General features: G+C 55.2%; 12 protein-coding genes and 2 pseudogenes. 7 read left to right on the top strand and 7 right to left on the bottom strand.

Annotated elements, in window-relative coordinates; translation table 11 throughout:
* Window positions 1–38 precede the first annotated feature (38 nt).
* Window positions 39–794: a polysaccharide deacetylase family protein gene (locus tag AC3WJN_RS17610; RefSeq protein WP_007787453.1), complete on the top strand. Its 756-nt coding sequence runs from the start codon at window positions 39–41 to the stop codon at window positions 792–794.
* Window positions 795–889: 95 nt separating this feature from the next.
* Here the strand turns inward: AC3WJN_RS17610 and floT are convergent, their stop codons facing one another.
* The 3 genes from floT to AC3WJN_RS17595 form a co-directional block, all read right to left on the bottom strand.
* Window positions 890–2,476: a flotillin lipid rafts scaffold protein FloT gene (gene floT, locus AC3WJN_RS17605; RefSeq protein ID WP_007787451.1), complete on the bottom strand. Its 1,587-nt coding sequence runs from the start codon at window positions 2,474–2,476 to the stop codon at window positions 890–892.
* Between the two features lie 17 nt (window positions 2,477–2,493).
* Window positions 2,494–3,015: an NfeD family membrane protein gene (locus tag AC3WJN_RS17600; protein ID WP_005829372.1), complete on the bottom strand. Its 522-nt coding sequence runs from the start codon at window positions 3,013–3,015 to the stop codon at window positions 2,494–2,496.
* Between the two features lie 110 nt (window positions 3,016–3,125).
* Window positions 3,126–4,481, bottom strand: coding sequence for an Nramp family divalent metal transporter (locus AC3WJN_RS17595; protein WP_081494743.1), 1,356 nt, complete (start codon window positions 4,479–4,481; stop codon window positions 3,126–3,128).
* Window positions 4,482–4,866: 385 nt separating this feature from the next.
* Between AC3WJN_RS17595 and AC3WJN_RS17590 the strand changes: the two genes are divergently transcribed.
* The 3 genes from AC3WJN_RS17590 to AC3WJN_RS17580 are packed head-to-tail and all read left to right on the top strand — an operon-like array spanning window position 4,867 to window position 6,301.
* On the top strand, window positions 4,867–5,802 hold the full coding sequence (locus AC3WJN_RS17590) for a spore germination protein (RefSeq protein WP_007787447.1): 936 nt from the start codon (window positions 4,867–4,869) through the stop codon (window positions 5,800–5,802).
* The gene (locus tag AC3WJN_RS17585; protein ID WP_081494741.1) at window positions 5,796–6,125 is read left to right on the top strand and encodes a Ger(x)C family spore germination C-terminal domain-containing protein; all 330 of its coding nucleotides are present in this window, start codon (window positions 5,796–5,798) and stop codon (window positions 6,123–6,125) included. Before AC3WJN_RS17590 ends, AC3WJN_RS17585 begins: the two co-directional genes overlap by 7 nt.
* A complete protein-coding gene (locus AC3WJN_RS17580; protein ID WP_081494740.1) occupies window positions 6,068–6,301 on the top strand; it encodes a Ger(x)C family spore germination C-terminal domain-containing protein in 234 nt (77 codons plus the stop codon). The genes AC3WJN_RS17585 and AC3WJN_RS17580 overlap by 58 nt, the downstream gene beginning before the upstream one ends.
* A 13-nt stretch (window positions 6,302–6,314) precedes the next feature.
* Here the strand turns inward: AC3WJN_RS17580 and AC3WJN_RS17575 are convergent.
* Both AC3WJN_RS17575 and AC3WJN_RS17570 read right to left on the bottom strand, forming a co-directional pair.
* A pseudogene (locus AC3WJN_RS17575) lies at window positions 6,315–6,527 on the bottom strand (hypothetical protein); the annotation flags it as partial.
* A 40-nt stretch (window positions 6,528–6,567) separates the two neighbouring features.
* Window positions 6,568–8,004, bottom strand: coding sequence for an aminotransferase-like domain-containing protein (locus AC3WJN_RS17570; RefSeq protein WP_007787443.1), 1,437 nt, complete (start codon window positions 8,002–8,004; stop codon window positions 6,568–6,570).
* 149 nt (window positions 8,005–8,153) lie between these two features.
* On the opposite strand from AC3WJN_RS17570, the gene AC3WJN_RS17565 reads away from it, so the two are divergent.
* A complete protein-coding gene (locus AC3WJN_RS17565) occupies window positions 8,154–9,338 on the top strand; it encodes a DMT family transporter (protein ID WP_007787441.1) in 1,185 nt (394 codons plus the stop codon).
* 109 nt (window positions 9,339–9,447) lie between these two features.
* On the opposite strand, the gene AC3WJN_RS17560 is transcribed toward AC3WJN_RS17565, so the two are convergent.
* A complete protein-coding gene (locus AC3WJN_RS17560; RefSeq protein WP_005829358.1) occupies window positions 9,448–9,912 on the bottom strand; it encodes an NUDIX domain-containing protein in 465 nt (154 codons plus the stop codon).
* Between the two features lie 16 nt (window positions 9,913–9,928).
* Window positions 9,929–10,465: a suppressor of fused domain protein gene (locus AC3WJN_RS17555; RefSeq protein ID WP_005829356.1), complete on the bottom strand. Its 537-nt coding sequence runs from the start codon at window positions 10,463–10,465 to the stop codon at window positions 9,929–9,931.
* A 505-nt stretch (window positions 10,466–10,970) separates the two neighbouring features.
* On the opposite strand from AC3WJN_RS17555, the pseudogene AC3WJN_RS17550 reads away from it, so the two are divergent.
* Window positions 10,971–11,471, top strand: a pseudogene (locus AC3WJN_RS17550) (protoglobin domain-containing protein); the annotation flags it as partial.
* Window positions 11,472–11,483: 12 nt separating this feature from the next.
* On the top strand, window positions 11,484–11,993 hold the full coding sequence (locus AC3WJN_RS17545; protein ID WP_327945028.1) for a methyl-accepting chemotaxis protein: 510 nt from the start codon (window positions 11,484–11,486) through the stop codon (window positions 11,991–11,993).
* The last annotated feature ends 374 nt before the right edge of the window (window positions 11,994–12,367 follow it).

The following is a 12,367-nucleotide window of genomic DNA, read 5'->3' as shown; positions in this document are numbered from 1 at the left end:
ATAGTAACGGGAGATAGATTCAATGAGAGGTGCCACCGATGAAAAAACATATGCGCTTTTGGCTCATCACCTGTGCCGTTTTGCTCGTTACTTCCTATAACCAGTCCGCTTTGGCGCTGCGTGAAAAAAATCGCGAATACTACGAGACGCGCGGCGAAATCGTCTGGGAGGTGCCGACAAACAGCAAGGTGATCGCCCTCACCTTTGACGACGGCCCCGACCCGAGGTACACCCCGGAGATCGCTGCCCTGTTGAAAAAGTATGAGGCAAAATCGACGTTTTTCGTAGTCGGCTCGCGCGTCAGCCAATACCCGGAATTGGTTCGCTCGCTCGCCCAGGATCAGCACGAGATCGCGAATCACACCTTCAACCACCCCGACATTCGCAAGCTCACTCCCGAACGGCTGCGCGACGAGGTAGAAAAAACGCAGGAGGCGATTTTCTCCGCAACCGGAGTCAGGCCTCCACTGTTCCGTCCGCCTGGGGGATACTACAGCGAGTCTGTCGTCCATACCGCGAAGCAGGCCGGCTTTTTGATTGTCATGTGGTCGTGGCACCAGGATACGCGCGACTGGACAGACCCCGGCGTCAAAAAAATCGTCGACAAGGTGCTGGGCAACGCCCGCAATGGCGACATCGTCCTGTTCCACGACTACGGCGGAAACCGGAAGCAGACCGTACAGGCGCTGGAACAGATTTTGCCCGAGCTGCAAAAACGCGGCTACCGCTTCGTGACCGTCAGTGAGCTGATGAAGCACTCCGGCAACTTGAAGCAGGTGGACAGGGCCGATTAAAAACAGCAATCCCCCTTGTAAGCGAAGGGGGATTTTTGCGATGCGTTTTGATGCATTTTGATGTGGCTCTCTATGCTTGGGTTATGCCTTGGTTTCTATGCTTGATGATCCGTCGGTTTGGCTGCTTGCGCCTTGTCTTCTGCGGCTTTTCCCGCCAGCAGGTTAGAGACGGATGGAGCGGATGGCTGGCCAGGAGCGGCAGCAGGATTGGCTGGGGCAGAGCCGCCCTTTTGCATGAAATCGCTAATCATTTTGTTCATGTCTAGACCGGAGACGTCTTTCAGCATCTCTGGCAGTTGCGCCATCAGCTTGGTGACGTTGCCGCTCAGCCGGTTGACGCCGTCGCCCTGGCCGCCGCCTGCATCCACAATCGTCACCTTGTCGATCGCTTTCATCGGCTCGGCAATTTTCGCAGCCAGCTCAGGCAGCATCTTGGCGATAATGTCCAGGACGGCCGCATGCCCGAACTTTTCGAATGCTTCCGCCAGCTTTTCCTTCCCTTCCGCTTCGGCTTCCAGCTTGAGACGGGTAACTTCCGCTTCGGCGCTTCCTCGCGCCTTTTCGGCTTCCGCGATCGCCAGACCTTCGAGTCGCTTCTGTTCCGCCATCGCTTTTGCCTCTGCCTCGATCCGGTACTTGAGCGCATCCGCTTCTTTCAGCTTTTTCGCCTTTTCCGCTTCTGCCGCCTGCTCCACCGAGTAGCGGTCCGCATCGGCTTTTTTCTTCACTTCCGCGTCATATTGCCGCTCGCGGCGCAAAATTTCTTTTTCCTCCAGCTCGATCTCTTTTTGCTTGCGCACGAGATCAATCTTCATTTCCTCTTCCGTTACCTGCTGTTTGGCGACAGCCTCCTGCAGCTTGTAGGCTTGGTCCGCACTGGCACGCGCTTTGTCCTGCTCCTGCTTGAAGGCGGCCACCTTCAATTCTTTTTCTTTTTCCGCTTCGGCGATGTTCGTTTCCTTCAACAGCTCGGCCTTGCGCGCTTCTTCCTCCGCCTGGGCCTGTCTGATCCGCGCTTCCTTGTCTGCGTCGGCCTGGGAAATCGTCGCGTCCCGCTTCACGGCCGCGATCTGCGGAATCCCCAACGCCGCCAGGTAGCCGTTTTTGTCGCGAACATCCTTGATCGTGAAGCTGACGACGGACAGTCCCATTTTTTTCAGGTCCTTCGCCGCGACCGACTGAACCTCCTGGGCAAAGCGCTCACGGTTTTTGTAAATTTCCTCTACGGTCATGCTGCCGAGAATCGCACGCAGGTAGCCTTCCAGCACCTCCTGCGCCTCTGCGCGGAGCGCTTCGTCTTTTTTGCCCATAAACTGCTCGGCTGCGGTGGCAATATCCTCAATGGAGCCGCCTACCTTGATGATCGCCACGCCGTCCGCCATGACGGGTACGCCCTGCTCGGTGTAAACCTCCGGAGTGGACACATCGAGCTTATGAGACAGAAGACTCAAAAAATTGGCCTGTTGAAAAATCGGAAGAATAAACGCGCCGCCCCCGCGGACGATCTTCATCTTGCGGCCGGATTCGTCGCTCAGCACGTTTTTCGTGCCCAGGTAGCTTCCCGTCACGATCATGGCTTCATCGGCGCCAACCGTTTTATACCGCGCCCAAAACGCGATACCTAACACGAGAAAGACTGCGACGACGACACCGACCGTTGTCAAAATGCCAGGTTCAAACATGTTCGCTCAGCTCCTTTTTATGAGTCAGTAGAGAAAGGGATTACGTACAGGACATGGTCGCGCACTTCGACCACCACGACACGGGTTCCTTGCGGGATGCTTTTTCCTTCCAGACTGGCTGCCATGTGGTAGGTCGTCCCGCTAATCATGGGCAGCAACACTTCGCCCAAGCCTTCTGCCGGAATCGTCGTCCCTACCTCGCCAAGCTTTCCGCCTAGCTGGGCCATCGAATAGCCCGTCGAGTTTTCCGCCTTGCTCATCGGCTTCACCCAGAGGAAGTACGCGAAGACCGCAAGCCCCGCCCCAATGACCACGGCCAAAGCAAACACGACCAGATCAGACAAGGAGGTAAACCGGGACATAATATACCCGGCGCCGCCAAAAGCGGTGAGGCCGCTTACAAAAGTGATTGGCTGAAACAGCGGCAGATGAAGCTGGTCGAGCCAATCCGAGACCGTATCGCCGAATAAAAGCGATATGACGGTATAAATAATGCCACTCACAAGGCAAACCATGTAGACGGTTTCAAGCACGTCCATATCCTGTCACTCCTTTCAAAAAATGCTTCTATTTTTCATACGAGCCAGCCGGGAAAAGGTTGCGTAAATAAGGAAAATCCTCCCTGGCAAACAGAGAGGATTTCCGTTGTTTATCCGAAAAACGTTTGAAAAAGCAAATACAGGTTCAGCCCCATGATGACTGTGGCCACGATCCAGGCCAGCCATTTCAGCCATCCGGCGTTGGCAAACTCGCCCATCTTCGCCTTGTCGCTAGTGAACTGGACCAGCGGCACAACAGCGAAGGACAACTGCAAGGAGAGGATGACCTGGCTCAAAATCAGCAAGTCAGTGGCCCCGCTCTCGCCGTACAGCGCGGTGACAATGACGGCTGGCACAATCGCGATCAGGCGGGTAATCAGCCTGCGCAGCCAAGGCGTAATCCGCAAGTTCAAAAAACCTTCCATGACGATCTGTCCGGCGAGTGTCCCGGTCAAGGTCGAGTTCATGCCCGCCGCAAGCAGCGCGACGCCGAACAAAATGCTTCCGAGCGTAGTTCCGAGCAACGGCGCCAGCAAATGGTATGCATCGGCAATATCGGCCACGTCCGTCATGCCTGCCTTGTGAAAGGTCGCGGACGACAAGATCAAAATCGCGGCGTTAATCGCCATCGCGAACACAAGGGCAATCGTCGAATCGAGCGTCGCGTATTTGATCGCTTCTTTTTTCCCCAATGTCGTCTGTTCGTACTGGCGCGTCTGGACGATGGACGAGTGCAGATACAGGTTGTGCGGCATGACCGTCGCTCCCAAAATCCCGATGGCGATGTAGAGCATCTCCGGATTTTTCACGATCTCGGCCGTCGGGATAAAGCCCCCGAAAATGCCTGCGATATCCGGCTGCGACCAAATCATCTCAAACGCAAAGCAGGCGCCAATCGTCACAATCAGGGCGATTACGAGCGATTCGATGTAGCGAAAGCCTTTGTTTTGCAAAAACAGCACGATCATCACGTCGAGAGCTGTAATGAGCACCCCGTACACGAGCGGAATCCCGAAGAGCAGGTTGAGCGCGATCGCGGCGCCGATGACTTCCGCGAGGTCGCACGCCGCAATGGCAAGCTCGCACAGCACCCACAGCCCCATGGCGACAGGCTTGCTGTAGTGATCGCGGCACGCCTGGGCCAAGTCCCGTCCGGTCACAATCCCCAACTTGCCGGCCAATGCCTGCAGCAAGATCGCCATCAGGTTGGACAGCAGGATGACCGACAGCAGCGAATAGCCGAAAAGCGAGCCGCCTGCAATGTCCGTCGCCCAGTTTCCCGGGTCCATGTAGCCGACTGCCACGAGATAGCCCGGGCCGGCAAAAGCAAGGAACTTGCGAATCCAGGAGCCTTTGGCCGGGATTTTCATGGAGCGGTGGACCTCCGGCAGCGATGGCGCAGCAGCCTCTTTTCTCCAGCCTTGCTGATTTTGGGCCGCTTCGCTCGAATTTGATCTGGTTAGCATATGTCCTCACCCCAATTTGTGCATCAAGTCACTTTTTTTGCCCGAAGGCAACTTTTCGACAAAAAAATATAGGCACGAGCCTTCGACGCAAATATTTACCTAGCAAATTATATTTCTCATTATACTCCGATCGTGGCCTTTTGCAATGGCTGCGGTTCATTTCTGCTTGCGTCTTTTTTCTTCTTCTGCATATATTTGGGCGCTTGTTAAAACACTACTCGTATTCCTTTTCAGGAGGTTTTGCTTTGAATTGGGAACAAGAAATCACAGAGAAAATGAATGGCAGCTTTGATTATGTAAAGCGGCAGCTACAGTGCGGGGAAAATGACTACAGCTTATTTTTTTAGAGTGCTTGGTCGATAGCAACTATATTCAGGATAAAATTGTGGAAAAACTGGCGGTTCCGGATTGCCCGTTTCCTTTTCGCTCTTTGGAAACAGCCCAGGAGGCCATAGAAGCGGTTTTATACGGCAATGTCGCGATCTACAGTCGTGCAGATCAAAAATGGTATCGGGCAAGCGGAACCGGGATGGAGCAGCGCAGCGTGCAAGAGTTGGAAAATGAAAGTACGCTCCGTGGCCCTCGTGACGCATTCGTGGAATCGTTGAGCACCAACCTTTCGCTCGTCCGGCGCAGATACCCGGAACTGAAAGTGGACATTCGGCAAATCGGCAGGCGAACGAAAACAAAAGTCGCGCTCCTGTACATAAACGGCATCGTCAACCCGGTCATTCTCGATGAAGTGAAAACCCGTCTCTCGACCATGGATATCGACGGGGTGCTGGACAACGGAACAGTGGAGCAGTGGATTGAGGATAGCTGGTACACTCCTTTTCCGCAGACGCAATACTCGGAGAATCCGGCGCGAGTCTTGCACATGCTGCTGGAGGGGCGCATTGCCATCATGGTAGACGGCACCCCGTTTGTGCTGATCGTCCCTGTCACATTTTCGATGCTGTTTCAGGCGCCCGACGATTATTACGAACGGTGGATGATCGGCTCGGCCATCCGCCTCGTCCGCATTTTCGGAGCCAGTATCGCTCTCATTTTGCCTTCCTTGTACATTGCGCTTATTTCCTACCACCCGGGAATGATCCCGACCCAGCTTGCGCTCACCATCTCTTCCGCCAGAGCGGAAGTGCCGTTTCCTTCACTTATGGAGGCATTCTTCATGGAGGTAACGTTGGAAATGTTGTGGGAAGCCGGGCTGCGTTTGCCTAAGATCATGGGCCAGACGATCGGCATCGTCGGCGGTCTCGTCATCGGACAAGCTGCCGTAGAAGCAGGCATCGTCAGCCCTGTGCAGGGGGCGCGATCCTGAAAGGAGATCGTCTCATCGGCTGGCTGAGCGATCAGGAAGTAAAAACGCTCCGCTGGATTAACGGAACGTTTTTGGCAGGCGATGAAGTGATCGTCAAGCAACTGGACAAAGACAAGAGGCCCCATTTCATTACGATGGAAGTAAAGGGCGCCCGCTCTACCGTCAAAACATCGGTCGAAAACGGGAAGCCGGTAATTACGCTGTTGATTCGCGGCGAGGGCAACGTGGCCGAAAACAGCTTCGACCATCGCCCTACCCTGGAAAAATCAGGAAGAAAGAAGGGCAAATTAACCACACGCTCAAGCATCGGGCGGAAAATCTGATTGCCATGATGCAAAAAAAATACGCGACCGACATCTTCGGCTTTGGCGAAGAATTTCGCAGGCATCAGTACGCTTACTGGAAAGCGCACAAAGACGAGTGGGATGACTTGTTCGCGCAGGCGGAAATCCGCGTACATGTGCAAACGTACCTCCGCCGCTTCGGCCAATGCAAATAACGATCATATGGGCGATAATCACGACCCCTGACAAGATGATGAGCGCGTAGCCTCCCCCTTTTGCGAAGGCCGCATCGCGGGTCAGTTGCCGATTGCGGTAGGCGATATAGTAGCGAAAACGCAGGATCAGTCCGATTACCAAAGCAGAAGCGCCAAATAATACGAGGTCAGGGATTCGATAAAACCGATGATGAGCGAAAATCCCATGGAACTCCCCCTTTTCCATACCGGTGTGATTTTCCTAGTATGGTCCAGGGAAGCGCTCCTTAACGCCTGCTTGTTTGCAGCACTTTTTTCAGGCGGCGAATCCCTTCCTCGATCTTTTCCGCGTCCTCCCACGAATAGGTCAGCCTCAGCCAGCCTGGCTCGGCGCCGTACACGCCGCCCGGTGTAAAGACGACTCCTTCTCTGATCGCCGCATCCAGCAGCTCTTTTTCCTCGATCGGTTCGTGCAGTCGGCACCAGATGTGATAGCTCCCGCCTGGCCTGTTCCATGCCGCAAACTGTTTGATTTCGGTTTCGAGTACGGTGTGCATCGCTTTTTGCTGCTGCAGCAAGTAGGCCGATAGCTTTTGCAACTGGTCGCGCCAGCATGCTTCCTGCAAAAAATGCCGCGCCAACTGCTGGGAAATGCTGCTCGTGCCGAAATCCATCTGCTGCTTGGCATCGGCCAGCCGCTCCACCACAGAGCGCGGCCCGACGAGCCAGCCGATGCGCAGCCCGGGCGCGATCGTCTTCGACAAACTGTTTACATACAGCACGTTGCCGGACTGGTCGATTGCCTTGATTGGCTTGGGAGGCCGGGGTTGGCCCGCCAGCGTAAGCGCCCCGTAGGCGTCGTCCTCCACCAGCGGAATCCGCTGCTCCTGGCATACGGCCAGAAGCTGCGCTCTCCTGGCTTCGCTCATCACGATCCCGGTCGGATTGTGATAGGTCGGGTTGACAAACACCATACGAATGCGCTGCTCGCGGTGCAGCGCCGAAACCGCCTCTGTGATGATGCCCTGCTCATCTTGCGGCAGGCGATACAGGCGCAAGCCCGCGGAGCTGAACAGCGGAAGCGAATACGAGTAAGAAGGCCCCTCCATGGCAATGGCATCTCCCGGATTCAGCAGGCATTGCGAAATCAGGTGCAGTGCCTGCTGCCCACCCGAGGTCACCAAAATCTCTTCGCTCGATGCCTCGATCCCGTAGTTCTCCGCCAAATGCGCCACCAGCACCTCGCGCAGCGCCGGGTCGCCTTTTGGCTGGGCGTATCCAAGCTCCAGGTTCATGTGCTGTAGCCCACCCAATTTTTCTGCGGACAGCGACGGGATCATCGAACTGTGCAACTCTGCTTTTGCCAGATTGATAATCCCCTCGTCCAGACACGCTTCCTGGATGCGCTTCGCCAGCGGATAGGCAGGCAAAAACGCCCCGCCATTTGTGTACTTGTACCAATTCGGCATCTGCCGGACTCCCCACAAATGGCGGCTTACCCATGTCCCGCTCCCTTGCCACGATTGCAGCAGCCCCATCGCGCGCAACTCCTCATAGGCCGCCGACACCGTCCCGCGATTGACGCCGTATCGCCTCGCCAATACCCGCTCGGGAGGCAGGGACGCCCCGGGCGGCAGCTCGCCGGAAACGATTTGCTGCTCCAGTCTCTTCGTAATTTGCTGATACACCGGGGCTCCCGCATGTTTGTCAGGCTTCCATTCCATCCTCCTACGCCTCCCCCCATGTCTTTGTGCCACTGCTTCGACAAATTGGCTTACTCCTCCTGCCGCCAATTGGCTCTACCGTTCCTGACTGTCCTCCACTAAGCTGGAAAAACAGTTCGCATTTTTTACAAGCAAAGGACGGGATACAGATGAAAGCAGGAGGTTCGCTGGGGAGAGCTGGCTGGATGCGGAATGTGGCGGGTGTGGGGGCTCGGGCAGTGATGGATGATGGCGAGTTGTTGAAAATGAGTGCGCTGGCGCAGTCGAGCGGTGACTCGATATGGAACAGTCGACTGCCCGCACAACTGAGTGGCAAGTCGGCAGCGGACAGAGGTGTGCAGGGACAGTCAAACAGCGACACGATGCTACCAAGCACGAGCACATGCCCGCCATCCAAACCACCAATTCCAGGCAACAGCATGCCCCCCGAAAAAGCAGGCTTGCTCTACGGCTTGCTCGGAGTGTGCAGCTTCAGCTTGACCTTGCCCGCGACAAAAGTCGTCGTCACCACCCTATCGCCCGTGTCAGCCGGCCTCGGCCGCGCACTCATTGCCGCGCTGCTCGCCGCCCTCGTTCTTTGGCTGAAACGCGTTCCGCTGCCAACCTGGGCACAGCTCAAGCAGCTAGTCCTCGTCTCGGCAGGGGTCGTCATCGGCTTTCCGTTTTTCTCCTCGTGGGCGATGGAGCGCGTCCCCGCCACCCACGGGGCGGTCATTATCGCCCTGCTGCCGCTTGCGACCGCAGGAGCCGCCGCCTTTTTTTCCGGAGAGCGCCCTGCGAAAATGTACTGGATCTCCAGCGGCGTCGCCTGCCTGACGATTATCGGCTACGCCGTCTTCTCCGGCTTCAGCGCCCTGCAATGGGCCGACCTCGCCCTGCTCGGCGCCGTCATCTCCGCTGCAGTCGGCTATGCAGTTGGCGGACAGCTTTCCAAAACAATGGGCGGCTGGCAAGTCATCAGTTGGTCGTTGCTCATCGCCTTTCCATTTCTCGTCGTGCCCATCGCCGGGCCGCTGCTTGAGCAATTGCAGCACGCCACCTGGACCGTTTGGGCAGGCTTCGGCTACATCAGCGTCGTCAGCATGTTCCTCGGCTTTTTTGCCTGGTACCACGGACTGGCGCTGGGCGGAGTTGCGCGAGTCAGCCAGACCCAGTACTTGCAGCCGTTTCTCTCAATCCTCGCCGCCTGGCTGCTCCTCTCCGAGCCGTTCACGCCGGGAGCCGTGCTGGCCGCCGTCATCGTCGTTTTCGCCGTTGCCAGAGGGAAAAATGCGTCCATACAGCAAAAGCAAAAAGCGCCGTCGACTAACGGCAAAACGGCGAATAACAAGTAGCTTCCGGTCAGACGGGGCGGGGCGCACAAGCAGCTCCTCGGCGAGAACCCGGGAAACAACGAAAAGCACCGTCCCGCTTTTGCAGGACGGTGCTCACGCGTCTTTTCGTTCAATTGGTCTGATCCAGCATGTTCCCCATATACCCCGGACGATAAACCGGGTCGCTCAACGCTTGCAAAACCTGGTCAGGCCGCGCGCTATGGTACTGCGGCAGCGCCCGCCACTCCTCCAGCGTCACCCAGCCAGCCCAGTCGATTTCCTCATCCTCCAGCCCACCGGGGATTGGCGTCGTCTCCTCGCCAACCAGTTTGGCCAGCACGGCAATCCCTACGGTGTGCTTTCCGTTGCCTTCCTGGTCAATCCGGTCATCCACCCACAGCAGACGCTCCATTTCGACGAGCAATCCCGTTTCTTCCCACACTTCTCTTCTCGTCGCATCTGGTATCGCTTCCAAATACTCCACGTTTCCGCCCGGCAAACTGTAAAAAATCCCTTTCTTGCTCTTTTCCCGGATCACCAAAATTTTGCCTTCATGCCAAACCACTACGGTCACTCTCAACCGAATCTCTTTCATCCCGCTCGCTCCCTTCTCAGATGGCAGGGGGACGCAATACATGCAGGGAATCGACACCAACGTCCGCAAACCGTTCCTGCAGTGCATCCAGTCCAAAGCTCTCTACATACCGGGCTTCCGATTCCGCAATCGCATGCAGCATCATAAACCGGATTACATCCGTACCGTTTGTATAATATTCAAAGCCGACTTCCTCAAAAAAGGCTGGAGTAAGAACCGCGTGATTCAGCACAGAGCCCTCCACAATAGCGTCGGCAAGCATAAACACATCTCCTGCCTGCACGCGCGTCCGCTCTTTTTCCCACTGACGAATCACCTGCGAAGCGATCGTTGCGAGGTGCGCAATCATTTCCTTTTGAAAGCGGTAGGAATACAGCATACATTCGCTCGCTCCCGTTTTGTGCAGCTCCAGCGTAACGTATGTCCACCATCCGCGCCTGCGCGACGCCGGATAGACGCCAATCAGCACATCCGCCTCTTCCGCCTGATACAGCTCTCCCCGGCTCCCCCAAAAACGCTCGCAATGTTGCATCAGTTGCCCTGTTACTAGCATATGTATATCCCCGCTTCAACAAGAAAAAAATGTGCGGTTCCCCAGGCGAAAACTTGGCTTCGCCAGTCTTTTTGCCCGGACCTCCGCTGTCTTTCTCCGTTGCCTTTATGTCGAGATGGATTTTTCTCAAGCGTGATCGCCCCAAAAAAGCATGCCCGTAAAAGTAAGCATACTTTGCGTGCGTGTCTTATTGGCGATGCAGCGTGTTCAACCATACTTATTTATTTTAGCACTGCCCCAAAGGAATGTACAAGCCAAGCGCTGGTGCTGCCCTCGGTCAAGCAAGTGTCTCCCGCAAAAAGACATGCTCACGGAGGGATGCCTTCCTCGGATGACCTGCTTTTTGGTTTGTCTTTAGATTCTTGTTTAGGTTCGCTTTTTTTGTTCGGTTTCTGGCCCTTTTCGACGCTTCCGAAGCGTTTTTCCCGGACTTTTTTCAACCAATTAGCAAACCATTCTCAAAATCCCTTCATTCTCCCATGAATTTTCTGATAGAATTTGAATAGTGTTTACCAAAACATATCAGACAAGCAGACAAGAAAAAGGGGTCGTCAACATAGTTACAGTAGAACAGAAGTGGAGAGAATTACTGGAGTTTTACGCTTTGACAGAGGCGGATTTGGATCTGTTAGCCAGTCAGAAGGGGTTTTTTCAGGCTCACTTGCACGAAATCGTGGACTGTTTTTACGAGGAGCTGGAGCGGCATTCGCACCTGCGGCAACTGATTCACGCCAATGCCGCGGTAGACAGATTGAAAAGCATGCAGTACGACTACATCGAAACATTGGCGAGCCATGTCATTGACGAAAGTTATATCGCCAGCCGTCAACGCATCGGCTCGACGCATGCCCGGATCGGTTTGTCTGCCTCCTGGTTTTTGGGAGGCTATTCTCTTTATTTGCGGCTATTTGCAGAACGGCTGCACGCCCTCCCCGATCCAGACGCCTTTTACCAGGCGCTGTCCAAAAGGGTGTTTTTCGACTCCGCTATCATTTTGGAGCAGTACATCGGGGAAACGATGCGCGAAAACGCCGCCTACCGCAACAACATGGAGCAAATGGCCGCCGAACTGGCAACGACTACCCAAGCCGCGCTGCAAATCTCCTCCGTCTTCGCCCAATCCGCCACCACGCTAGCGGAATACAATGAGAAAATCGTCCAATCGATGCGCGTGCTCAAGCAGCAAAACGAAGAAATCGAAAGCTTAAGCCGCTTCGTCTCCGACGTATCTGCCCAAACCAACCTGCTCGGCCTGAATGCCGCCATCGAAGCTGCCAGAGCCGGAGAGCACGGCCGCGGCTTCGGCGTCGTCGCCGACGAGGTGCGCAAGCTCGCCGACAAGTCCAACGCTTCTTCCAAAGAAATCAACCAATCGCTATCCAGCATCAATCAGCAACTGCATAAGATCGAGGAGCAAGTCACGCTTTTCTCCCAGTCCGCCGACCAACTGGATTCATCCTCGGAGCAATTATTATCAATTATTCAAACGCTGGATGAGCTGTGCAGCCGGTTGCAGGGCAGGGGGTAGTGTTGTTTCGATGGGAGAGCGCCAGGAGGGGGGCATAACGCGCCTTCTTCTTGGCGCTTTTTTTGGTAAGGGGCTGTCCTTGCGAAGGAAGTGGCAGCAACATACTCTCGCATATTCGGGGTTTTAAAGTCAGACTTTAAAACTCTGATCTCGGTGGGCAACAGTTGAAAAAAGGACCGTTTAGTTTTGCTTCCGCCATCTGTGGTCAAACGGTGGCGACTGTTTCACTGACAAGACAGCGATTCCGTTCCTCCTTGAAAAGCTATATTTTTCGATATTGAACCAAGTTTAAATTACTTAGGACGTGTCTGAAAACTAAAGAAAATGTGGTATGATTTAGGAAAAACGAATGGAGCAACGAGCATGATTCAAAG

The organism is Brevibacillus sp. FW306-2-1A-C05A (assembly GCF_058781555.1).
The sequence above is the reverse complement of the archived record's forward strand: the minus strand, read 5'-3'. Positions and strand labels throughout refer to the sequence as shown.

Coding starts and splice junctions, on each gene's coding strand:
- AC3WJN_RS17610 (WP_007787453.1), top strand. CDS start 39: ATGAAAAAACATATGCGCTTTTGGCTCATCACCTGTGCCGTTTTGCTC.
- floT (WP_007787451.1), bottom strand. CDS start 2,476: ATGTTTGAACCTGGCATTTTGACAACGGTCGGTGTCGTCGTCGCAGTC.
- AC3WJN_RS17600 (WP_005829372.1), bottom strand. CDS start 3,015: ATGGACGTGCTTGAAACCGTCTACATGGTTTGCCTTGTGAGTGGCATT.
- AC3WJN_RS17595 (WP_081494743.1), bottom strand. CDS start 4,481: ATGCTAACCAGATCAAATTCGAGCGAAGCGGCCCAAAATCAGCAAGGC.
- AC3WJN_RS17570 (WP_007787443.1), bottom strand. CDS start 8,004: ATGGAATGGAAGCCTGACAAACATGCGGGAGCCCCGGTGTATCAGCAA.
- AC3WJN_RS17565 (WP_007787441.1), top strand. CDS start 8,154: ATGAAAGCAGGAGGTTCGCTGGGGAGAGCTGGCTGGATGCGGAATGTG.
- AC3WJN_RS17560 (WP_005829358.1), bottom strand. CDS start 9,912: ATGAAAGAGATTCGGTTGAGAGTGACCGTAGTGGTTTGGCATGAAGGC.
- AC3WJN_RS17555 (WP_005829356.1), bottom strand. CDS start 10,465: ATGCTAGTAACAGGGCAACTGATGCAACATTGCGAGCGTTTTTGGGGG.
- AC3WJN_RS17545 (WP_327945028.1), top strand. CDS start 11,484: ATGCGCGAAAACGCCGCCTACCGCAACAACATGGAGCAAATGGCCGCC.